This window comes from Acidaminobacter sp. (genome assembly GCF_030247605.1).
Lineage (GTDB): Bacteria > Bacillota > Clostridia > Peptostreptococcales > Acidaminobacteraceae > Acidaminobacter.
The window spans coordinates 1-24115 of sequence record NZ_JAOTSB010000040.1 but is presented as its reverse complement, the minus strand read 5'-3'; the positions used below and the strand labels follow the sequence as shown (position 1 = coordinate 24115).

Annotated in this window: 17 protein-coding genes and 4 riboswitches; of the genes, 4 read left to right on the top strand and 13 right to left on the bottom strand. The window is 48.4% G+C overall.

Going from position 1 to position 24115, the window contains the following annotated elements; genetic code table 11:
* The 13 genes from OEL90_RS13800 to OEL90_RS13740 all read right to left on the bottom strand — a co-directional run.
* The coding region (locus OEL90_RS13800) for a DUF7507 domain-containing protein (protein WP_300689501.1) at nt 1-1072 on the bottom strand (1072 nt) is incomplete at its 3' end.
* A gap of 135 nt (nt 1073-1207) precedes the next feature.
* On the bottom strand, nt 1208-2098 hold the full coding sequence (locus OEL90_RS13795) for an IS3 family transposase (protein ID WP_300689498.1): 891 nt from the start codon (nt 2096-2098) through the stop codon (nt 1208-1210).
* Nucleotides 2095-2787 (bottom strand): helix-turn-helix domain-containing protein, encoded by a 693-nt coding sequence (locus OEL90_RS13790; RefSeq protein WP_300689495.1) that lies wholly within the window; start codon nt 2785-2787, stop codon nt 2095-2097. Before OEL90_RS13790 ends, OEL90_RS13795 begins: the two co-directional genes overlap by 4 nt.
* A gap of 243 nt (nt 2788-3030) precedes the next feature.
* Nucleotides 3031-3113, bottom strand: a riboswitch (cyclic di-GMP riboswitch).
* A gap of 453 nt (nt 3114-3566) precedes the next feature.
* Nucleotides 3567-5627 (bottom strand): MSCRAMM family protein, encoded by a 2061-nt coding sequence (locus tag OEL90_RS13785; RefSeq protein ID WP_291401956.1) that lies wholly within the window; start codon nt 5625-5627, stop codon nt 3567-3569.
* A gap of 95 nt (nt 5628-5722) precedes the next feature.
* Nucleotides 5723-5812, bottom strand: a riboswitch (cyclic di-GMP riboswitch).
* A gap of 961 nt (nt 5813-6773) precedes the next feature.
* A riboswitch (cyclic di-GMP riboswitch) is annotated at nt 6774-6855 on the bottom strand.
* Between the two features lie 380 nt (nt 6856-7235).
* Complete coding sequence (locus OEL90_RS13780; protein WP_300689493.1) at nt 7236-9584, bottom strand: MSCRAMM family protein; 2349 nt, start codon at nt 9582-9584, stop codon at nt 7236-7238.
* Between the two features lie 102 nt (nt 9585-9686).
* Nucleotides 9687-9768, bottom strand: a riboswitch (cyclic di-GMP riboswitch).
* Nucleotides 9769-10150: 382 nt separating this feature from the next.
* Nucleotides 10151-14314: a SpaA isopeptide-forming pilin-related protein gene (locus OEL90_RS13775; protein ID WP_300689490.1), complete on the bottom strand. Its 4164-nt coding sequence runs from the start codon at nt 14312-14314 to the stop codon at nt 10151-10153.
* Between the two features lie 667 nt (nt 14315-14981).
* On the bottom strand, nt 14982-15464 hold the full coding sequence (locus tag OEL90_RS13770; RefSeq protein ID WP_291401962.1) for a rhodanese-like domain-containing protein: 483 nt from the start codon (nt 15462-15464) through the stop codon (nt 14982-14984).
* Nucleotides 15465-15643: 179 nt separating this feature from the next.
* On the bottom strand, nt 15644-17374 hold the full coding sequence (locus OEL90_RS13765) for an S-layer homology domain-containing protein (protein ID WP_300689485.1): 1731 nt from the start codon (nt 17372-17374) through the stop codon (nt 15644-15646).
* Between the two features lie 138 nt (nt 17375-17512).
* Entirely contained in the window at nt 17513-17749 is a 237-nt protein-coding gene (locus tag OEL90_RS13760) for a type II toxin-antitoxin system Phd/YefM family antitoxin (protein ID WP_300689483.1), read from the bottom strand.
* Nucleotides 17750-17920: 171 nt separating this feature from the next.
* Complete coding sequence (locus OEL90_RS13755) at nt 17921-18661, bottom strand: hypothetical protein (protein ID WP_300689480.1); 741 nt, start codon at nt 18659-18661, stop codon at nt 17921-17923.
* 164 nt (nt 18662-18825) lie between these two features.
* Nucleotides 18826-19743 carry an RsiV family protein gene (locus tag OEL90_RS13750; RefSeq protein WP_300689478.1) on the bottom strand — a complete coding sequence of 306 codons (918 nt, stop codon included), beginning with the start codon at nt 19741-19743 and terminating at the stop codon, nt 18826-18828.
* Entirely contained in the window at nt 19733-20254 is a 522-nt protein-coding gene (locus OEL90_RS13745; protein WP_300689475.1) for a sigma-70 family RNA polymerase sigma factor, read from the bottom strand. The genes OEL90_RS13750 and OEL90_RS13745 overlap by 11 nt, the downstream gene beginning before the upstream one ends.
* Nucleotides 20255-20562: 308 nt before the next feature.
* A complete protein-coding gene (locus OEL90_RS13740; protein WP_300689472.1) occupies nt 20563-20853 on the bottom strand; it encodes a hypothetical protein in 291 nt (96 codons plus the stop codon).
* A 557-nt stretch (nt 20854-21410) separates the two neighbouring features.
* Here OEL90_RS13740 and OEL90_RS13735 point away from each other — a divergent pair.
* The 4 genes from OEL90_RS13735 (at nt 21411) to OEL90_RS13720 (ending at nt 24065) form a co-directional block, all read left to right on the top strand.
* Entirely contained in the window at nt 21411-22592 is a 1182-nt protein-coding gene (locus OEL90_RS13735) for a polymer-forming cytoskeletal protein (protein ID WP_300689471.1), read from the top strand.
* Nucleotides 22593-22631: 39 nt separating this feature from the next.
* Nucleotides 22632-23336, top strand: a complete 705-nt coding sequence (locus OEL90_RS13730; protein ID WP_300689469.1) for an aspartate/glutamate racemase family protein — start codon at nt 22632-22634, stop codon at nt 23334-23336.
* A gap of 191 nt (nt 23337-23527) precedes the next feature.
* Nucleotides 23528-23788 carry a type II toxin-antitoxin system prevent-host-death family antitoxin gene (locus tag OEL90_RS13725; protein ID WP_300689468.1) on the top strand — a complete coding sequence of 87 codons (261 nt, stop codon included), beginning with the start codon at nt 23528-23530 and terminating at the stop codon, nt 23786-23788.
* On the top strand, nt 23778-24065 hold the full coding sequence (locus OEL90_RS13720) for a type II toxin-antitoxin system RelE/ParE family toxin (protein ID WP_300689466.1): 288 nt from the start codon (nt 23778-23780) through the stop codon (nt 24063-24065). Before OEL90_RS13725 ends, OEL90_RS13720 begins: the two co-directional genes overlap by 11 nt.
* Nucleotides 24066-24115 lie beyond the last annotated feature (50 nt).

Sequence of the window (24115 nt, the reverse complement as noted above, 5' to 3'; positions counted from 1 at the left end):
TGTCATCTGCAGTCTTGAGAACTGAAATAGTAGGAACAGGATTTGGATATTCAAACGTCACTGTCTCAGTATCAAATGCAGAGGCGGTTGTTTGATCGTCATCAATGGCATCGACGTCAACACGGTTGGTGTGTGATGTTAAGGTTTCAGATGACAACGTGACAGAATGTGTGAACTCAAAATAGCTGTCAACAGGATCAGTTGAAGGGATAACAATAGGATTGTCGCCGTTTTTGGTTTCAGCGATAGTTAAAAGATCGCCAAGTTTATCGTCAACTATCTTAGTTACGGTAACATCTTCCGGGCCGGTATTGGTAATACGGAAGGTATACGTCACCAGTTGGCCTGTGTTAGGGATAGAATTGTCATCTGCAGTTTTTGTTACATCAATTGAGGGTGGTAAATCTGGTATTAAAATCTGATTTACTTGCTTAAATGGAATTGTTTGTGCACCACCAGGAACATATTCAACAGGTGTGACAAAAGTTTCACCATTAATTTTGGTTAATCGGATTTCTTCCAGTGCGGCTTGTAAATTCCCTGTAGGATTTGTATTAGGTTGACACATTAGTTTTACGTCAATTCGTACAATAATAACTTCGCCTGGATCTAGTCCGTCTAATTCGACTGTTGCCCAAAGTTCTCCTCCGGGATTAAAAATTGTTCCTTGTGTCCATACTTGTTTAAGTTGAACATTATTTGCTGTTCCGTTTGGATCAATCAAAATATTACTATCGCCAGTGTTGATGCCAACATTCATTATTTCTCCAAGTGCAACTCCTGATTGGCCAGTTGTATCCATTAGGAAAGAGAAATCAATCTCAATTGTTTGAGGGGCATCTGTAGTTGCATCTTTTGTGTTATTAACTGGAACCTCTGCAAGATATGTTACAATGTCTCCGCACTTAAAGTCAGCGCCTTCTAGAGACTCCACAACATTATTAAAAGTTCCTCCACCAATGCTGTGGTCATATGAATCAGGATGTGAAGCTGCAAAATCAACATTTGAGAAATCGCCAGTTGCTGCAAAGGTTGTCTTAAAGATAAATGATGGGAAAACTAATAGTAACACTAAAAACAAAGAATGATATGCTATCCGTCAAGAGGACAATGAAATAAAACAAAAGATTTCATAGAACAGCGGCTCGTGTTTTAACCGCAGATTGAAAATAATTTCTAACGAAATCGTTTTCAACCTGCGGTTTTTTTATGCCGCTAAATATAGCTCGTGCTTTTCCATTGGAGTCAAAATGCCTAGGTTGCGCTGAAGTCGTTTGTTGTTGTAATAATCGATGTAGTCTTCAATCATCTTTATGAGCGAATCGCGGTTGGTAAAACGCTTGCCATAATAGCGTTCGCGTTTTAGAATGCCCCAGAAACCTTCCATTGGCCCGTTATCAATGCACTTGGCTATTCGAGACATACTTTGCATCAGTCCGACATGCTCCAACTTCTGATGAAAAGCTCTATTAGTGTACTGGAACCCTCTGTCGCTGTGAAAGAGTGGCTTTGCATCAGGATTAGCTTCAATCGCTTTATCGAAGGTATCAAATACAAGTGGATTATCGTTTCTATTGCCGATGACAAAAGAAACTATGCGACGGTCATACAAATCAAGGATAGCACTTAGATAGATCTTGCGGACCTCATTTCCTTCATACCATTTGAACTCTGTAACATCAGTCAGCCATTTTTCATTTGGCTTATCCGCATGGAATTCGCGATTAAGCAGGTTTTCTGCTATGTGCTGAGGATTAGATGCCTGACGAGTGCAGCCGTTGTTCGTGTACTTGATAGTAGATTTAATCCCTTTAATTCGGCAGATACGGAGAACTCGTTTGTCGCTGACTTTGGTTTTATGGTAGCGTTCCAAATCATCTCGAATACGACGATGCCCTTTGTCTGGACTTTCCATATGAATTTCCTCTACAATCTTAGCAATGCGATCATTTTCATTTTGTCTTTCGCAAGGAGTGCCATTGAGCCATTTGTAGTATGCAGATCTGGCTACATGCAGAATCGAGCAAGCTGAATCGACTGGATAGCTGAATTCCTCTACGCAGGCGTAGATGGATTCATATAGATGCCCCTGTCTCACTTGCGAAAGGCATTCCTCCTCTCTAATTCCTCGACCTTTTTTAATAAATCACGCTCCATCTGAAGCATGTATTTCTCATGTTTCAGTTTAGCCACTTGAATCTTGAGTTCCTCAATTTCGGTGCGTGGTTCCTGATCTGCTGTGCGCTTTCCGCGGCGATCCTCAAGGCCGGCCGCACCGAATGTTATATACTTTTTCACCCAAGTATAGACCTGGTGGTAATTGATATCATACTTTTTTGCAATCTCTCCATAATTGCACTCTGCTTCCAGACATTCTTTTACTATTTGAATGCGTTCTTCCAGTGACGTCTTTCTCGTTTTCATCATGCGGCTACCTCCCGACATCTTTCGCGTGAAGTCTTTGCCGCTATTATACACCTTTATCCAGCTGCTAAGCTGGAATGGTGAACGAATGTTGTATTTCTTGCAGGTTTCTAAAAAGCTTATGCCACCGGATAAGTAATCTTCTACAGCTTGCTGTTTGAGTTCAACATTGTAAACGCGATTCTTCTCCTTAGGTATAAAAGCTGTGATCCCTTCAGCTTCATATCTTTTTATCCAAAGCCTGAAGCTGGATTTTACTACCCCTGCTATTTTGATTGCTTGAACCTGGCTTATCTCTCCCTTGAGATACTTTTCGATAAGAGAAACCTTCTCCTCTGGTGTCGCTTTCGGTATATGAGGCATAAAAATGCTCCCTTCATGATTAACAGTGATTTGTTATTTCACTGTCTCTCATAAAGGGAGCATATCAGAAATCAATCTCGAACTTCTTTTCATTTCTCTCACCTCTCTAAATAATTTGAAATGCCTTAAATCTCTCTCTGGATGTAACCTCTCTATATTTCCGATTGGGTCGAAGTGGAATGGTCAGCCTTTTTGAATTTCTGTAAACAAAAAGACTGCCATGACAACAACAGTTTCGTTGTGCATAGCAGCCGGACGATCGTAGTCTATCCCTTAGACTCCTGGCTTTGCGTCCCCGTCTTTCGGCGGGTTTGCCCTTGGTATGCGGTTCGGAGTGATGAATTCTGTGTTTTCAGCAGAAATTATTGTCCAATCCCCTCCTTATTTTTTCTTATAAGTTCAGCCATTTAAGGTTTGGTATAATGTTATGTTAACCAACATCAGCATTTCCAATGCTTCCACTGATTAAATACCCTTTTAACAAAATCTCATGCATCATAATGTACAAAATTTTTAATTCAAACTTGTAATAATAACAAAATATTGGGGAGAGTTACAAATTGAAAAGACGGTGTTATTCATTACTTTCGTCTCTATAAATGAATATTTCGGGGTTGATCAGAATATTTTGAAATCTTTTTGAAACTATTTTGGGAGGATGTTACAGGACCATCGGCGGGGAGGGGTTGAAGGGGGGGTTGAATCAGGTTGGAGAGGCTGATTTATTGGCAGACAAAAACCGGACCATCCAAGGACGATCCGGTTTTGGGGTTTTCTTTTCAATACTGGTATTTCAGGAATGCTCCTGCGAGGAGGAGCAGGGTGCCGAGGAGATTGAGCATGCTGGCCTGAGCCTCACCGGTTGGTGGGAGCTCGTTTGGGGGCTCCCAAGGTGGGGCGCCTAAAGGTGGCGGCTCTTCCTCGACGATTTCAGTTTCTGGTGGTTCGTCAGGCGGGCCTTTTGGAGGGAGCTCCGGCGGAACGTCTTCCGCTGTGGTGTCCCTGTAGTTGCCCACGTTGAAGGTTAGGGCCTGAGTGGAGTTGATGGTGATTGGTGGTGAGAAACCATCGGCGGAAAAGGATGGGGAAGTGATGGTGTAGTCGCTGACTTCCCGCAGATAGTAGGTGCCATACCGCAGGTTGGTGAAGGTGAGGTCGCCCGCGGCGCTGGATTTCTTGGTGTGCAGCAGGGTGGTCTTGTCCGCGGCGTAGAGTTCGAAGGTGATGTTTTGCATGTCGAACTCAGAAGGGTCCTGGAGGTTGTTTTGATTGGTATCCAGGAACTTGTGGACGCGGATTTCGCCTCGTTTATCCTGTGGTTTTGGCGGTGGATCTAGGTCTCCTGGTGGATCGGGATCCGGTTCGCGCTCGTTGATCACCGTGATTGTGGCGCTGCTGTGTTCCTTCGTCAGTTGGAAGGAGAGGGCGCCGGCAGTGACGGTGGTGTCGCCCCAGGTGATGGATTTGAGGATGTGACCATCGGCAGAGGCTTCACTTAGAGTATAGGCAGTGAGCGGCAGATCCTTCAGGGTGATGCTGGCGTTGTGGCCGGCCAGCTTAAGGATATTTTCGTAGTTGTCATGATCCCGGAGGGTGAAGGTGAATTCGGTGTGGTCGTCGGTGACGGGCTGGCCCTGGGTGTCTACGATTTGCTTGATCAGGGTAAGGGTGCCGGTTGGCGGGGTGGGGTTGGCATCCTGTTGATTGGTGACGGTGACCTCGGCTGTCGTTTCCGGATTACTTCCGCTAAGTGTAATCGTCAGCGCGCCGTCGGTGATCGTGTCACCGGTCTGGATGCTCTTCAGGGTGTAGCCTTCCGGGGTATCTTCGGTGATCGTGTAGGTGCCTGGGTCCAGGCCGTTCAGGGTGACGGGGGTGCCGTCGCCTTTCAGGGTGTGCGTGTGGGATGTGCCGTCCGGGTATTTGATTTCAATGTTAAAGGTGTCGTTGGTGCTTATTGGTTTATGGTCGGCGTCGACGACTTTTTTAGTGAGCTTCAGAGCGGCTGTGCAAGTTGGAGGATCCTTTTTCTGGTTGGTGACGGTCACGTGGTGATCGAGATCATCTTCGCTAATAGTGATCTGCAGATCGTTGGTGGCGGTCTGTGTGCCGGAAGTGATGCCTTCAAGAGTGTAGCCGTCTGGAGCGGCCTCGGAAATCGTGTAGGTGCCGAGGGGCAAGTTGGTGAATGGTGGGGCGGTGCCATTGCCGGTGATCGTGGCCGTGGTTGTGGTGCTGTCTGGATATGTGATGGTGATGTTAAATGGGGTCTCGTCATCCTCAAGGATTTGATTTTCTTGGCTGATGACTTTTTTGTGCAGGGTGATGCATCCAGTCGGGTTGGTTTCGGGTTCACAGATAGTGACTGTGATGAAACCGTACCATGGGCCTTTATCTGGATCAAGGATGTCACCCGTATAGGCGGTTTCAGTGCCGGAGACTAGGTGGAGGATCAAATACCTCGTCAGGCATTGGCCAGGGGTGAGCTCCGGAAGGGCCAGGTCGACTGGACCTATGGTGAAGTCAGTGGCTTTGTCCAGGTCTCCATTTTTAATAGGTGCGTGACCGGGATTAAGCCTGTCGGTGGGTTCCTCTTCCAGGATGTAGAGGCTGTATTCATCGGCCGGCCAGTCGGGATCCATGGTGATATGGATGGTCAGCATGCCGCTGTCGATTGTGACATTGGCACTGCCAATATGTTCGTTCTGGCCGGCAATGACCTGGAAGGATCCTTGGAAGTCATGGATCTCATCTGCCATGGATGGGAAACTCGTGATGATCATGGCAAAGATCATCATGAGGCTGACAAGGGATTTCAGTTTGTTTTTGATGCCTGACATTTTACTCACCTCTCTTGTGGTCGGCACCGGGAGCTATTAAATTAGATTGTTTACAATTGAATAAAAAATGACTGCCATGACAACGAAACGTTGCACATAGCAGCCGGTCGACCGTGGGCAGGGATCCTGCCGGTAGGCCTTGGCTTTGCGACCCAGCCTTTCGGTCTGGTTTGCCTTTATATGTTTGTCGTTATGGGGATGGATGTTTAGGTTTTCTTGTGTATTGATAGTCTGCTGATATTATGTTACCCGAAAATGAGGGGGTTGAAACAGGGCCGGGAGCGGGATATGGGGTGGAGGTGAGGAGGATTTTTGGAGGTGGGAGACGGGAGGCGGTAATGGTTCTTAAATATTTGAATCCGTATTGAAGTCAGATGTCTCAGAGGGTTCCACTCGGGTGGCGGGTTGTGTTATGACGCGCAAGGTATAACCCTCGCTCCGCTTTTAGCCTCGCAGGGCTCGGTTAAAAGCTGCGCTTCGGTTAGGGCTGCGCCCTATATAAACAAAGATAAGGCAGTGGGTCAGAGAACAAGATCTCTGACCCGTGGTGGCTGAACATGCACCTCGCGATGCCAGACGTGCCCCTCGCTCCGCTTTTAGCCTCGCAGGGCTCGGTTAAAAGCTGCGCTTCGGTTAGGGCTGCGCCCTATATAAACAAAGATAACGCAGTGGGTCAGAGAACAAGATCTCTGACCCGTGGTGGCTGAACATGCACCTCGCGATACCAGACGTGCCCCTCGCTCCGCTTTTAGCCTCGCAGGGCTCGGTTAAAAGCTGCGCTTCGGTTAGGGCTGCGCCCTATATAAACAAAGATAACGCAGTGAGTCAGAGAACAAGCTCTCTGACCCACTGCGTTATCTTTGTTTATGCACGTCTTTGCTTAAGAAGACCAGGCCACCGGTGAGATGACCTGGCTAAAGAGAGGCGAGTATTACACGAAACGATTAAGGAACATCCCGGCGAGCATCAAAAGCGCGCCGAGAATATAGAATGAAGTTGGCGGTAGTTCACTTGTTTTTGGAAGAGCTGGCAAAACTGGTTCTTCGACACTTTTTTGCCTGCAAAGATGGTGTAAGTCAACTGAAAGTCATGTGAGGAAAAGATATAAGTAAAATTAAAAAACTGCCACGACAACAACAAGTTGTACATAGCAGCCGGACGACCATGGTTTTGCTTTAGGCCCAGGGCTTTGCGCCCCTGCCTTTCGGCAGGTTTGCCCTTGTATGTGATTTGGTTCAGTATGTAGTGATGATCTGTCAATATTATGTTACCCAAAATTGATGCAAATTAATCAACAGTTTTTCAATAACCTAGTACTTTCAATGTGTTGAAAGCGATACAGGTTTGAAACAACTATTAAAAAACTGATCATTTGACGGCGCGGTCCATTTTTGAATTTCGCACCGGTTACTAAGAATATTACAGTCCGCGCGGACAACTTTCATTTTGAGGCCAGAGCTTTTGAAAGACATTATCAATGCATGTAAGTTACAATACACCTCCAAACAAAGGCCCGAGGTGTCACCGGACACCGCGGGCCTGCCACTGCTACAAAAAGAGGCCAGGCCGCCCGTAGGCAGCCTGGCCACAAAAGAGAGGCGAGAGGGGTTATCTCAAACGTTTAAGGAACATCCCGGCAATCATGATCAGGCTGCCGAGAATATAATAGGATTCAACTCCGGTTTCGCCGGTATCTGGGAGTGCCAGTGGAATAGGTTCTTCCACTATTTCTATTTCTGCTGGGAGTTCTACAACTACGGCTGCTGGCACTTCGTCTCTGATGTTACCGACGGTGATGATGAGGACATCATCGGAATCTATTTCGATTGGTTCGCTGCTGAAACCATCGGCATCAAAGCCTTCGGTAGTGATTCTGAAGTCGCTGACTTCTTTCAGGTAGTATTCGCCAAATTCGAGGTTCGGGAAGGTGATGACGCCTTCGGCGTCGGTCATCTTGGTGCTGATGAGGTCGTCTCCTTCAGCATCGTAGAGTTCAAAGGTAATGCCAACCATTTCGAATTCGTCGGCGTCGAAGATGCCGTCCTCATCGGAATCCAGGAACTTTTGGATGCGGAGGGTGCCGAGCTCGACTGGGTCCTCGTCATCGTCGTTATCACGTGGCGGCGGTGGGGACTGCCTGTAGTTGCCAACGTAGACGTGGAGAGTTTCTTCTTCATCCAGATCCATGACTTCTATGAAGCCCTGGCTGTTAACTGAAGTGGTGATAATTCTGGAACCGAGCTCATCGAGGAAATAATCGCCAGGCTCGAGGCCGCTGAAGGTGATTATGCCGCTGCCATTGGTTGTGCCGGTGCGGATTGGCTCGTCGTCGTTCATGGACTCGAAGAGTTCGAAGTCAACGTCGGAGAGCCAGGATTCGTTGTCGTCTTTCGCGCCATCGCGGTCAGTGTCGTTGAATTTGTGGACTATGATGGTGCCATCCTCTGGCTCAGGCTCACCAGGGATGAAGTTGCCAACGTAGACCACGTGTGTGGTGTGCTCTTCGTGGAGGTGAATGTCCATCTCGCCGTCTTTGAGATCCTCAGGCGCGGTGATTTCAAAGGTGCTGTGTTCTTCGAGGACATAGTTGCCAAATTCGAGGTTGTTGAAGACAAGCTTGCCGTCCTCATCTGTTTCGCCGCTTGCGACTTCCATCATTGAAATGGCTGATTCGCTGGTGGATGGCATGTCGTTTTCCATGAAGAGTTTGAATTCGATATCTTCAAGGGCAGGTTCGCCGTTGTCCCAGACGCCATCTTTGTCTTCATCTTCAAATTTCCAGATGGTGATGGAACCGGTTTCGCCCTCGCTGTAATAGTTGCCTATTTTGATTTCAAGCGGATTTTCGAAATCTTCGCCGCCGACTTCAATTTCAAAGAAGCCTTCGTCATCGAAAACCGGCGTTGTGATGATGGCGCTGCTGTTCTCCTGCAAGTAGTAGGTGCCGGCTTCGAGACCGGTGAAGAGAAGCTCGCCATCCTCGTCCGTGTAGCCGTGCTGGAGTGGAGTGTCATCTTCAGGATCTGCGAAGAGCATAAAGTGGATGTCTTCGAGGAAGTCGTCATTGCCGTTCATTTTGCCGTCTCTATTTAGGTCTTCGAATTTCACGATTCTCACGTCGAAGGTGTCATCCGGGATAATGTTGCCAATTTCAACGCGGGTGATTTGGTCTTTTTCGATGGAGATGGTGAGGAGACCATCGGCAAAGACCTGTCCTGTGATTTCGTTGCCGGACAACTCTTTAATGGTGTAATCGCCGACCGGGAGGCCGGTGAGCTCGATCAGGCCGTCCTCGTCCGTGGTGAATGGGGAGCCGTCAAGCTCCTCGTCGTCTTCATTATAGATTTCGAACTCGATGCCGGAAAGGGCATGCTCGTCGTCATCATCAAATTCGCCGTTCCCGTCGAGATCGTGGAATTTGAAGATAGTCAGGCTGCCGAATTCAGGATCGGGATCGTCAGGCTCACAGATTTGGATGTGGATGAAGCCGAACCATGCGCCGCTGCTCTCTTCAGAGTCAATAACCGTGCCAGCATAAGCGGTTTCTCCGCCGACAGCCAGGTGAAGGATGATATAGAGATCCTGACACTGGCCTGGGTCGAGATCATCGAGGTCAAGGGTTATTGGACCGATGTCAAAATCTTCTTTTGCTGGATTGAAGCTTCCTTTGTGTTCAGCCTGGCCAGGTGTTGGACGTGAGTCTGGCAGGCTATCGAAAATGTCCAGATGGAACTCGCTGGCTTTTTGGCCTTCATCCAGGTTCACGTCGATGGTTAACTGGTCACCATCGATTATCACAGTAGCTTCACCGATAATCATATTCTGACCTGCTGTAATATCAAAAGTACCTTCAAAGTCGTAAACTGTCGCCGCCATGGACGGCACGCTCATCAACAACATCGCCAAGATCATACTCAAACTTAGAAATCTTTTGATCCTGCCTTTAATACCTAACATGGTTCTCACCTCTCGCTTTCTTGTTATTTGTAATCGCCTCAAATGCGTCAATTGCTCTCAAGGGCAAATAAAAAGCTGCCATGACAACACAAAACGGTTGTACATAGCAGCCGGTCGGCCATAGCTCGCGCTTTAGGTCCTGGCTTTGCGTCCCCGCCTTTCGGCGGGTTTGCCCTTGTATGTAATGAGGTTTTGTGGGGCCTGGCAGTTACAGGGGTCAGAAGGAGGTATGTTGTGGATTTAAAACTATGTGGTGTGGCGGGGTGTTTTGACTTAAATAGCTGCTTCTTGATAGTGCATAGTTACCCTGGAAGAAGGGGTTTAAGCGGTTTTCGATAATGAATTTCATTTACAATATGATCAAAAGAGGGTTGGTGATTGGTGACGCGGACAACTTTCAACTTGGTACCAGAGATTGTGAGAATGGTTTTCGATTGATAGAATCAGATCAGAGTGATTTGAATGACCATCGGCAAAGAACAGGGATTTTGCCGATGGTCTCCCAAATCCACAAGAAGCGCCCCCGGAAACCCGGGAGCGCTTTTAGAAGAAATTACTTGATTCTGTTAGTTACCAGGCATTCTCACAACTGCGTGAGCTGCGACATAGACTGGACCTGTAACAGCGATACTTGCGCCATCCTCATAAGGGAATTGGCCAGGCGAATCTGTCATCTTGCCATTTTTCATCTTAGGAAGATTGGTTGCGCCAATCCAAACGTGAGTGTCCATCAATTCAAAGCCGTCAAGCATGTGGTAGGTTACGGTGACGTAACCGCCGGAGTAAACAATTTCAACATGTCCAACTAAAGTGCCATTTTCTACAATGTTGCCGCCAGCACCAGCGATTAAGTCGTGGGTTTCGCTATATCCATCGGTGATAGGACCAATATTCCAGCCCCAGTTTTTGGATTTTACGGAATCCCAGTTCTCATTATTTCCAAATGCCCAAGCGGTTTCATCGTGGTATGCCATAGTATTCGTGATTGTGACTATGGCAGGTGACGCAGCGCCTGCAACGACCATCACGGATTGTGGACTGATGCTGGAAGTGAAGTTTTCACTGCCAGGGAAAGCCAGCTCGCTGAAGCTGTATTCACCAGGGATCAAGTCGTCCAAAATTACAGATCCGGACCCGGTTACTTGATCGATCTCAATAACAACTTCAAACCCTAACAGATAGGAAGGACCGGTCACGACAACGACGATTTCTTCAGGCCATAAGGTCTCATCGCCGCCGACGAAGTTCTTCGTGATCATCAGCGAACCCGTCATGAAGACATTCGTGAATTCAACGGATGCTGTTTCGCCGTTTTCCACGTCGACTTCGATTGGGAGTGTTGGTGCCATCCAATCATCCGGCACGTTGACCTCTGTGATTTCATAGGTGCCTGGAAGCAGATTTTCAAGTTTTACATAGTAGCCTTCAGCTTTTTCGAGTGTCACATCCAGACCATCCGGATCATAGGAAGGTCCTTCAATGTGAATGTCGATTGTCTCTGGAAGCATGGAGTCTTCAAATCCCACAACGCCTTCGTAATCGAAGAGTTTGGTGATTTCAAGGTCGCCAGGGACGTAAACGTTGGTGAAGCTGATGGAGACGAGACCATCGGCTAAAACTTCCTCGGTAATTGGAAGTTCTGGCGCCTCCCATTCGTCCCCGACTAGGATTTCGTCAATGCTGTAGTCGCCAGGGATCAGGTTTTCGAGCTTCACGTAGTAGTTGTCAGCTTTATAAAGTGTGACATCTAGCCCATCCGGATCATAGGAAGGTCCGGTAACGTGGATGTCAATGGATTCTGGAAGCATCTCTACCACAAATCCCACAACGCCTTCATAATCGAAGAATTTGGTGATCTCAAGGTCGCCAGGGATAAAGGTATTTGTGATGGAGACTGTGACTGTCGTTTCTGCGCCTGCTACTACAGCGGCAGGTGACCCGGTGATCAAAGATTCCCACATTTCAGAGCCTGTAAATTCCAACTCGTCGACGGTATAGTCACCAGGGATCAGGTTGTCGATGGTCACTTCGCCAACACCCAAATCGCTAATTGGGATGTCGACTTCCGTACCCAATGGATACGAATTGCCTGTGACCATGACGGTGATTTCAGCCGGCAGCATTGTTTCTGGATCGAAGCCTACAATATCTTCGAAATCGAATTCTTTGGTGATTTTTAACTCACCAGGTTCAAAGGTATTTGTGATGTCAACCTGAACAGCCGTCAACGCACCACCGACTACTGTTGCAGGTGAACCAACAATTGCTGAATCCCAAGCCCCAGAGCCTTCAAAGGTAAGCTCTTCTACGGTGTAGTCATCAGGAATCAGATTATCAAGGAGTGTCTCGCCTTCGCCAAATTCATCAATGTCAATGTCTACAACAGTTCCCAGTGGATAGGAAGCGCCGGTGACTTTGACTGAAATGGAAGCTGGCAGCATGGTGTCAGCATTAAAACCTTCAATGCCTTCAAAGTCAAATACTTTGGTGATGCGAAGCTCACCAGGGATGAAGGTGTTGGTGATCATGACTTCAACCACTGGGTTGGCGCCGGCGATGACTTCGACCATTTCTGGATCAATGTCTGAGTCCCAAGCGTCTGAGCCCGTAAAGGCAAGCTCTTCAATAGTGTAGTCACCTGGAATGAGATTTTGGAGAAGCGTAGTGCCGTCACCAAGATCGTCAATATTGATTGTGACTTCTGTTCCGGCTGGATAAGAAGGTCCGGTGACCTCGACTGTGATGGAATCTGGCAGCATTGTGGCGCCGTCAAATCCGAAGATGCCTGCAAAGTCAAAATCCTTAGTGATGCGAAGCTCACCTGGCATAAAGGTGTTGGTGATGGAAACGACGACAGCCTCTAAAGCGCCGCCGACGACTTCGACAGACTCAGGGTCAATGTCAGAATCCCACATCTCTGAACCGTTAAACGCCAGTTCATCCACCGTATAATTGCCCGGGATCAAATTGTTGAGAGTAACTTCGCCAATGCCTTCGTCGCTAATAGTAATATCGACTTCGGTCCCCGTAGGATAGGAAGGACCAGTGACTTCGACCGTAATTTCATTCGGAAGCATAGTCTCAGCATCAAAGCCTTCAATGCCCTCGAAATCAAATTCTTTAGTGATTTTGAGAGAACCGGTCAGGAAGACGTTAGTGAAATCGATTTCAACGACGTCGCCTGCGATAACCGAAACGTCAATTGGTACATCTGGCGCATCCCAGCCTTCAGGAACATTGATTTCCGTAATGCTGTAATCGCCAGGGAGCAGATCTTGGAGAAGGAGATAGTAATCGTCATCCTTCAAGAGATCAAAATCAGCGCCATCCGGATCAAAGGAAGGACCAGTGACATGGATGCCGATGGATTCAGGAAGCATCTCATCTGTAAATCCCTCAACGTCTTCATAATCGAAGAGTTTGGTGATTTCCAGATCTCCGGTCATCCTGTTGCCAAAGTTCTTGTTTGTGAAAGCAAAATTATTTCTGTCGATGACAATCATATAACCTTGATCCGCCAATTCGACGCCTGAGCCTTCATCAATATCATTCAGATAATCATTGTAGTTGTCAAAGCCGCCAAACGGATCGGTTACATCAAACTCACCAGTTGGGAAAGTTTGAGTCCAGCCTGTTTCAGAACCGCGGGTGACACCTTCTGTGATATACCTTGTGCCATAGGTCAGGGTAGGGAAGTTATAGACGCCGTTGGCGTCTGTCAAAGTACTGAGAACAAAGGACATGCCTTCAATGTCAGCGGTGATATAAATTGGCCAGTTGGCGAGGAATGGTTCATTGGCATCTTTGATGCCGTCGCCGTTCATGTCATGCCATTTATATCCGGTGACACTGCCGAGGTTTTGGGAAGGAATAGGAATTGGTACTGTTCTTAATGCGCCGAGCAATTTGGCATGACCAGAGGATCCTGGATAGTAGAATGAACCAAAGTTACTGACGCCGTCGAATGCTGTGCCCTCTTTATAGATGTGCCCGCCCCATTCTTCTGCAGGTACGCCCATATCACCATAGTGCTGGAATAGCCCACTTTGCCACAGTGAAGTTCTGGCCAAGTGAAGCTGGAAGTAAATAACCAGTGTTTTTACGTTTTCAGGTACGCCAGCATCTTTTAATTGCTGGTCTGTGATTCGGAAATGTGCGACTGGGCTAGTCGGTGTGAGTGGAATAAAGTTTGTCCCGTCATGCCCCAGGTTAATTTGCTCTTTTGGAACGTCAACCAGTTCAAAGTCATCCCATTTTCCGATGACAGGATCAGCCTGTGCGGCTTCCATCTGATCGACAGTTGTGATTGGTGAAGTTTGTGAAGATGGGTAGCCCATCTGGAGATCTGTCAACGCGATATTAGCGTTGTCGGTCAATGACCATCGGACTTGGAAGCCCCTGACTAAGTCAACGAGTACGGCATCCTTTTGGCTGCCGTAAAAGTCATACGCGACTGCGACTTCAGGCAGATCGGTCAAATTATCGATGCCTGTCAGCACCAGCTGATAAGGGACCCAGTCGCCTTCGGCCCAGCCATTGCCCAGGTTGGAGTTCATCCAGCGCGTGTCAGCCAGCTGAGTCTGTGTGTTATTGTAGGAAACCCTGTAGCCGTACAGTGTTTCATCGGCAGCGAAGCTGCCTATCGGCATCATGGCTAAAATCATGATGACCAGCAGGAGCAGCGGCATCAGCCGCCTCAAGCCGGATTTAACAATGTGATACTCTGACATAACTCTCACTCCGTTTCAAATAGGATTTGAATGAAGTTCACATGCAAAACAATGATTGAAAACCTGAATAAGGAAAGCATTCCTTCAGGGTTCATTGGCTGCGCACTTCCTGGAGTGACATTTTAAATTGCTTTTTTCGTGCAGCCCAGATAGATCTGTTTACTGCGAATGACCACGTTAAAATGTCGCTCTGAATAACAATTCGAACCAACCGATAAAACGCTCTCATACAGCGTCAAAAATAGACTATCGTTCTGTCTCGACTGCAATTCAACACGACCTTTCTTGAATTGTCCTTTTAATTTATGCAGTTTCACTTTGCCCATAGATAAAGGCATTTTTCTGATGCTCCGGATGTTTCCTTGAAAAGTCGCTCAGTCAATGTACTTTCCCATACGCATTCCGCCTTTCAAAAAATGAAAAAGACCCCATAATGGGGTCGGTTACGCCATTGGCTCTTCCCGGATCACAGGCGTCCAGAGTTCAATCCGGGGATCATTGCCTCCACCAAAGCATAGCGTGTCAAGGCGCAGTCCGCGGTTAAGCGGGTGCCGCATTGGGCTATGTAAGGCTCGACAGTGAATTATGTCCACCATATACCCAAGGTTACAAAAGGTTAACATAATGCTCATATTGTTCGAGTTATGGTCATATTGTCGATTGGGAATTACTTCGCCAACAATTCCTCGTACGGCCACTTGCTCTGACCATTCTCAAGGATGAAGAGGCGCTCTGGAGCAACGCCTTGGGCCATGAGATAATCAATGGATCTCGTCGCGCCGCCGGCACCACCCGGGCAGATAACAATAATGGGTTGTTCTCCCGCAAGATCCGGCAGAATTGCCGCGAGCTTCGCTTCATCTTCCGGCGTTTTTACCGGATAAGCGTAGGTTGGCACCGCGCCCTCGATGTGGTGGGCGTTCCACTCGTCCTCGACCTGAATATCGAGGAGGATGATCTCCGCGTTGTTCTCAATGGCAGCCTTGGTCTGCTCCGCCGTGTAATACTGGTAGGTTTTCTCCTCGGCTGCCGCAGGCGCCGGAGTTTCTGCCGCTGCCGAAGCCGGCGCCTCTGCATTGCCGGACGAGCAGGCAGTCGCCGCTGCGGCAAGGGTGAGGACTAAAAGTGACATCATTAGTTTACGAAACATGTAAAATTTCCTCCTGATCTATGGTATGTGATTGCAACGGTTACAGGATACCACGTTTTATCACCAGGAGGGCATTGAAAGATTTGATCACAATCTAAGTGCAATCGAAACATTTTATAAAATTAAGAGAGGGTGCTGCCGATGGTCACCCATCCACAACACCCTCTCTTAAAGAGAAGCTATCTCAAAACCTTCATCACATCAAACTCCAGCCCCGCATCCCCGTACGCCGGCACTTGGCCCAGCCGCCACAGAGACACGCCGCGGATGCCGAACAGCTTCGCCAGCGCCAGCTTGTCCGCCACGCTGCGGGCATCCTCATACCAGAGAAAAATCTCCTCGCCGGTCTCGGTGGTATAGGTCAGATAAGGGTTCCGGTAGACCTCAGAGTAACCCATGACCGCACTTGGCGACGTCATCCGCGCGTAAACCGTGGATGTCTCTGGCTTTATCGGCGTTGGGCTGGACAGCAGTCCGCCGGATGTCGTCCAGGCCACATTCGTGAAGCTGATAGCCAGCGCCAGCTTGCCCCGGTCCTGAGCCGTTACGCCCGTCACCGGATCCGTGACCGCCCGCAGGGAATAATACACCTGCTCCAGCGGCGTCAGCGCCGCATTTCTATGAAACGACGTCCCCTCAAAGCCCCGGAGGTTGGTCGGCTGATAATCGTGGGCCATTAGAATCACTCGGTCCGCCAATGCCCCAATAGTCCGGAAGTCATAGCCATCAAAGTAGGCAGAATTCCAAACCGCCGGCTGCACCATCACATATAGGCTTTTTCCCGTGGCGCTGAGTCCCCCATCCAGCTCCTCCAAAAAGGCATTGAGCCCCGCCTTCATCTCAGCGCCCCGGAAGCCTTCGAAATCAATGGTCACGCCACTATACGGATTCTTTCCCAGGACGTCATAAGTGCGGATCAGTTCGTTCAGAATGGCCTGGACCGCCTGAGTTCTCTGAGCGGGATCCAGCAGGATGGCTCTGGCAGTATTAGTGGACGTACCATCCGCCTGGGTGAAGGTGACGGAGGTATCCAGATAGACGCTGAGGTTCAACGGCTTTCGGTTGGTATCCAGGAAGCCGGTGACCAGCTCATAACCATTTGGCACCTGCCATTCGTTGCTGTTTTGGCCGGTAGTGTTCAGGTAAGCGCCGGTCGTCGTGTTAAAGCTCATGCGGCTCCAGCCTGCGGAGACGGCGTCCATCTGGGTGGTGAGGCCCAGTTGGCTGTAGGATTTAAGGGCATAGAAGGCATGAACCCAGTTGATCTCACTGATATATTTCTCATAGACCTGCACCAGCATGGTGGCAGCTTCTTCGCGTGTTGCCGTGGCTTTTGGCGCGAAGGTGGTGGCACTGGTACCCTTGATCATGCCAATGTCGTAAGCAATGGTGATATAACCGGCTTTCTCCGTCACATCCTTGAAGGGATGGCCGTACTGGGCAGCTTTCCCCGCGAGGGTATTATAGCCAAGGGCTCTGACGAGCATAGCCGCCATATCCTCTCTGAGGATGGGCTGTTCCGGACTGAAGGTCGCGGTCTTGTCCATAACGTTGTTAGCCAGGGCGGTTTCGACATAGGTATAATACCATTGGGAAGCAGCGACATCTGAGAAGGTCGTGGCTGCGGGTTTCAAAAGTTCCCATCCGAACATCTGGCAGAGGATGGTGGCAAACTCCGCTTTGGTGACGCTGCGATTAAAGCCGAAGAGGCCGTCACCTATGCCTTTCATCAGGCCGTAGTCCCTGGCTTTGTTGACGAAGATTTCCGACCAGTGTCCGCCCGGTACGTCTGTAAAGCGGGTGGCGGAGTAGGACGGGGCTTGGAACGGGAGGGCGGTGAAGAGGAGGGCAAAGATTAAGACGAGGGACAAAGTTCGGAACCGGGATGACTCTCGGAATGCTTTTCTCATGTATGGAAACCTCCAATGGATTTAAATTGGTTGGGTGAGGGTGCGGTTGTTTAGTTAGATTATACCATGGGAGAAAAACTTTGGGAATGAAGAAGCGCCCCTGGAGTGAGTCCGGAGGCGCTTGCAAATGTATTAAAATTAATCGACAGTCTTACCGTGCTCAATTTGACGCCGGCTCTCCAACAACCGTTTGTAATTCTTCTGATTACTCATTATGAACAAATTTTCCATCATGTTGTTGTAGGCTTCAAGGCTAATGATAACAACATTTTTCTCGTCTTTTCCAGTGACAATGACGGTCTCATTGTCTTCACAGACTTTATCTAAATATTCCTCGAGATGATTTATCAAAGAAGAATAATTGATTGTCAGCATTGGAGATGCCTCCTCTGATCTCTTTATAAAGATATCACCATAAAATCTCGTACAATCCAACTTGCAAAAGCGGATTATACGAGATTTTTCGAGCCTTCTAACAAGTGAATCTGCCACGCTATCTAAATATCGACCCTAATTTGGGTGGAGACCCAAGCCCTGAACCCAAGATTAACTCGCCGGCCGCTCCCCAAACTCGTTCTCGACAAGACCTTCGAGTTCAATATTTGGCACACTGATCTGAACGAACGCCTCAGCGCTGTCATCAAGAGGCATGTAGAAGAACACGACTTCGTCAGGTCTGAAGAAGAGTCTCAGCCCTTCATACTCAGCGCCATCCGAATACCCTGCCTCCACAAATTTGTCATCCAGAATCTTCGCGAAGGCATCCCTGGACGCAGGATCGTCCTTGATGAAATTCTCAAAGGTAATCTCGTTTGAAGTTTTCAGATCCAAATTGACGCTGTCCAGATAATTGAATTTACGTCCGCCTTCCAACTGCACGGTTCCAATCTGAATAACACTGAGCATCTCTTGGGTTTTCAGAGTGACCCTGTAATCCAATTCTAGATCGGTATAAGAGGTACCAACCGTCAATGTTTCGACAGGTTCTCTCAGACTCTGGTTCATATAATCCTGGAGCAGCTCGCCTTCAAAACCCGAAATTTGGGGATAGGCAATTTTAATGCGCCTGTCTTTCTCCTCATAAACTTGCGTCACGAGCACATAGCCATCTTCATTCGCTGGATCCTCAAGCTTCTCGTCAGGAGTTTGATCCAGAGCTTCTGACCCGCTTTCCGGCGGTGTCGCTGCCTCTGCAGACAATGGCGCGCAACCCGCCAGCGACAGACTCGCTGCAACAATAAAGGTCGGAATCAAATAGGGTAAAGGTAAAGTTTTGCGTAGTCTCATATAGCTTTCCTCTTTTCTAATAACTTTTATCATCTTCCAGGGCCTTTTTCTGTACCTGGTACCATAATTGAAGTTCGTGAAGTTGTTTTTGATGAAAACATGCAACAGCAGTCTTTTCAAATTAATTAAACGTCAGCGTTCCGAAAATCGTGCCAGGTACGGGCCTACTTCAAATACACCCGGCTCACCAGCACATCCTTCAGAACCTCAGTCGGTATGGTGAACGTCAAAACCCCCATATAGCCCGGCGCGACTTCATACTTGTCAAAGGAGATAACCAGCTCGCCCTCCGTGCTGATATAGAAGCTCTGATCCCCTGCAATGCGCTCGAACAGTGGCATGTCCACAGACTGATCAATCCCCTCCACCCAGAAGAACCGGTTCGGATCAGCCTGGTGCTGGGCCACCATCTGGCCATTGATCTCCTCGCTGATGAGGTCAATGTAGCGGTCGTCCTTAAACAAGCTAGGCAAGGTAATAAGGATCTCATTCACTTTATCAATGGTGTCATACCGGAAGACCGTCGATGACGAGCCCACCGTATTCACCACATATCGTCCAATAGACAGGATCTCCGCCGTGTCAGTCAGAACCAAATACCCGCTGTCCACGCCCAGATGTCCGCCGCCCGCCTCTTTCAGAGCGGCCATATCCGCCATGAAGGTTTCATAGAGGGCTTTATTCTCCGACAGGTACTTGGCATTCAAGAAGTCCTCGAGGTCTTGGTTTTCCAGCCCTTCGATGCCTGGCGACTGAAGGCTCGCGTCATAAGAGTCTTCCTGATGGGTGTATTCCCTAAGTAGGAAAACCTTGACTAGTTGCCCGACCATCGGCAGACGTCCTGCTTTTTCAGCGAAAGTGGGACTCAAGTTTATGCCCGCCACAAAGAGGACGAAGGCAGCTGCCAAAGAAGCCGCAGCCACCAGGAAGCCCTTGGCAGCGCGATGCTTGCGAGGCCCTATCCCATGTCTATCAGAAGCACCCATGGCCTGGCTCAGGGTCTTGTCAACCAGGGACTCCAGCTCGTCGGGGATGGGAATGCTGTCATACGCGTTCCGAAGTTTTTCGATTTTAGGATCCATAGGTGTTTCCGCCTTTCTTGTCCGAGTCCGACTCCGACTCCGATTCCAACTCGAGACGCAGCATTTTAAGGGATTTGTAGAGGCGCGTTTTGACCGTGCTGAGGGGGAGGCCGGTGACCTCGGCAATGTCATTCAGGGGCAGGTCCTCAAAATACCTCAGCACCACAACGGTCCGGTAATGCCCCGGCAGCCGCTCCAGCGCCTGGTGCAGGTCGTAATCCTCCATCGGGTCGTCCACAACTGCGTGGAGTGTCTCGAAGGCCTCATCATCTGCCAAAACCAGCTTTTTTTGCTTCCGCAGGAGGTCCAGGGCCGTGTTGATCACGATCCGGTAGAACCAGGTCTTGATGAACTCAGGCGACTTAAGCGTGTGGGCGCCGTGAATCGCCTTGCAGATCGACTCTTGGATTACATCCAAGGCGTCGTCCGGGTTCTTGACATAGCTATAGGCAAGCCGGTAGTGGCTTTCTCTGTTTTCGGTGACATAATCCGCGATCCGTCGGCTGTTCAATGTTGGGTCCTCACTTTGCTTCTTAATAGTAGCGCTACATTCCTTAGACGCCCGAGGTGCCGGGAAAGTTTGCGCACTTTGAAAAATTTCAGTCGTAAATTTCCCGCAGTGCCTCGGGCGCAGATTTCGCCGGCACAGACATGCTCACCCTGTGGATCTCATAATTGAGAAGGCGTGAGTAGGTGCTGTGGATCTGCCGGTTTTCAAGGACCCAAAAACAAAGCTTCTGCCGATGGTCATTCAACCGCCAACCTGCACATGGCCAAAGTCCAATAAAGACCGAACATCAAAGGGTCAGCCGCTTTTCATCAAACGAAAACGATCCCCTTCGAAATGAATCTCTCAACCTCATGGATCAGCCGCACCTGATCCTCCGGCAGCGTCCCCTTGATCTTGATAATATTCGTGGGATGTGTCGTATCAAAGATTATTCGCTCTGTAGTCTCCAACGTTTCAAGAAGCGTCCGGACTTCCTCCAGCCGCTCTTTGCTGCTGGGAGGAACAAACTCTCCCCGCTCAACCATTTTGCTCAGAGGCGTTCCATAAAAAACCGTCAGATTCATGGTAATGACCCTGTTCGTCTTAAACTGGTTTATCATTTTCGCTATCCTTATACATTGAGCAGTACACGCATTGGTTATACCAGCAGCCAGTTGTCACCGGCAGTAAAACTGACGCCAATTCGTCCGGCGGAAAGAAGATTGCGTGGTTGTCATACATGGTCAGATCATTCCTTTCGCAAATGTTAATCAAAATTGGTCTCAATCTCGTTTTAATTTTTAACGAAACGAATTCGCTATTCAACTTATTCCCTAAATTCATCCTGAATATCCATTCGAGACTACGCTTGAAGAAGCAAAGCGGCCGCTGCGGTGACATTAATAAGACTATCGGCAAATGCTTTCTGATTATTTTCTGACGGCAATTCTGGGTTTTACTTCATCTGTAACTGGTATCTAGCGACTCGTTTATTGAAAATTAATTGCTGTTAGGATTGTAACGAATTTCATTATCGGCGATTCACTGGTACAGGGGGGACTAACCAAAGAATTAACGAAATCTTAAGCGTAAGAACCGAAATATTAGATATATATGCAATATAGGAATATTGCCTCATTCCTTTGATCATTAGGCATTTAAACAAGGAGGTCTTACAATGCTGAACATAAGACCAAAACACGTTAGCTGGTCAACAGCGCTGATAGTGCTTGTGCTGGGACTTATGATGACAAATCTGTCGCTGGGCGAATCCATCCGGGGGAATCAGACACCGTTATCCATGCTTGAGGCAGGCACCACGGTGGACGGGCCAGGTTTTTTTGGCGGCAGTACGGTTAGAATAGATGGAAACGTTGACGGCACCACCTTTGCCTTTGGGCAGAATATTACCGTCAATGGCGACATCAACGGCGACCTGATTGTTGCAGGCCAAACCCTCACCATCAACGGCAAGATCAACGGGAATATTTACGGCGCAGGGCAGACGGTCACAATCCGGGGGCAGGGCATGCGCGACGCCTTCCTGGGCGCTCAGGACATCAATCTCTCCAAGGATTCACTAATTGGACGCGACCTTTTCTTTGGCGGTCAAACCTTCATATTTGAGGGTGTTGTGACGCGGGATCTCCAAGGTGGCGCCATGGATGTTGACCTCAATGGCCAGATCGGCCGAAACGCTCAGCTTGAAGCAGAAAACATCAGACTGATGGACAATGCCGCAATCAATGGTGATCTTTTCTACACAAGCGCAAGAGAAGCCTTACAATCACCAGCGGCGAAAGTTGCTGGCCGCACAGACTGGGAATACAGGGAACCCGAGGCTCCGGCTCAGATGAGGCCTCATAGACTGACCAGGGCCAGCACTTACTGGGGCATGCTGATCAACATGGCAGGTGCTTTGATCATATGGTTAGCCGTAAAACTGTGGCTACCGGAATATTGGTCGAAGGCTTCAAGCCATATATCAGAGACGCCGCTTAAAACACTGGGTGTGGGCGCCCTTGCCCTCATTGTCGTGCCAATTTTCGTCGTTCTCGTCATGATCACTGTAATTGGGATTCCTCTGGGCGTCATCACGGGACTGATCTACGGTGTCTCACTCTATTTGTCCAAGATTGTAGTTGCCGTCTTTATAGGCTCATGGCTATCGAAGCAGCTGGGATGGCCGGAAATTCACAAAGGGATGTGGCTGTTCCTGCTGGGTCTTCTGATCCTCACGGCATTCATGCAAATCCCTTATCTTAGTTTGCTGATTCGTCTGCTCGTTGTTTTTGCAGGGATTGGCGCGCTGGTGCTCTCGTGGCTGCCAAAACCTTCTGTGAAACAAATGAGTTTCTAAAAGAGTTTTTCTACCATTAAACGACAAAGGAGCATTCCCATGAAAAAGTTCGGACTCGTCGGCGGCCTCGGCCCAATCTCCACCCTTGAGTATTATAAAAGCATCCACGACTTATACCGTGACAAAATAGAGACGACCGGCGTTTGCGCCAGCAATCCACCCATGGTCATTGACAGCCTGGACTTGGCCGTCGCCTATGATCTGGTGTCACGCAAGGACTGGAACACCTTGTCAGAGTGGCTGATCGCTTCTATTGAAAGGCTGCATGGGGCAGGCGCTGAGTTTGCCGCCATAGCTGCCAACACCGCCCATATTGTATTTGATGAAATCCAGGCGGGGTCCCCTATTCCCGTCATTGGTATTGTGGATGAAACTTGTAAATACGCCCACGCCAAGGGTTTGAAAAAGCTGATCGTGTTCGGCACAGGATTCACCATGGAGAGCGGCATGTATGAAAAGGCCTGCGCCAAGTTCGGCATTGAGGCTATTGTGCCGAGCAAAGAGGATCAGGTGATCATCCACAACATCATCTTTCCGAACCTGGAGGCCGGAATTGTCCTGGCGGAAGAAAAGGCGGCCATGCTGGGCATCGCGAACAAAATGCTCGCGGCCCATCAGGCGGACGCCCTTGTCCTGGGCTGCACGGAGCTGCCCCTCATTATCAAAGAGGGCGATCTCGACACGGTGCTGATCGACACGACTCAGGTGCATATTGAGGCTATAGTGCGGGAGATCCTGAGTTGAGGATTGAGTGCGCGGGGTGAAGTTAAGACGACCATCGGCAAAGTTTCTTTGAAAAGTCTTTAAAGGCTTTCAAGAGGAGATTTTTTTGCCGATGGTCACTCATCACCAACCAACCCCAACTACAAAGAAATTTGTTGAGCAAATGATAAAATTATGATAGGCAAACAACGCTGAATATGAGGAGGACTCCTATGATTCAGATAAGACCAATTTCAGATTTAAGAAATAAATTCACTGAATTAGAGAAAATTGTAAAAGAAGGAGAGCCGGTCTATTTGACAAAAAACGGCTATGGCAGTATGGTCGTGATGAGTCTGGAAACCTTTGCAGATTTAACAAATGATATTGAAATGAAGCTGGATGAGGCAGATAAACAAGCTGCTCTAGATGATACGCGATATTCACATGATGACGTCTTCGAACAACTTCGGAGGCGCGTTAATGGTAAATAAATATACTGTTCGATATTTACCATTATTTTACCAAGACTTTGTTGAGATTCTGGATTATATTAAGTATTCACTGAAGAATCCTGAGGCCGCTCTCAAACTAATATCCAATGTTGAAAATGCAATAAACGAAAGAATGCAAAACCCGGAAAGTTTTGAAAGGTTTGAATCAATCAGGGAAAGAAAACATCCTTACTATAGACTTTATAAGTGTGGCGAGAACACCCGTGACTTCAGTCATGGGATGAATCGCTCGTCAGTTTTCAGTTTAAAGTCATGATTCACACAATAAAAGTATTGTCTGCATCCTTAATCAATAACCCATTTTCT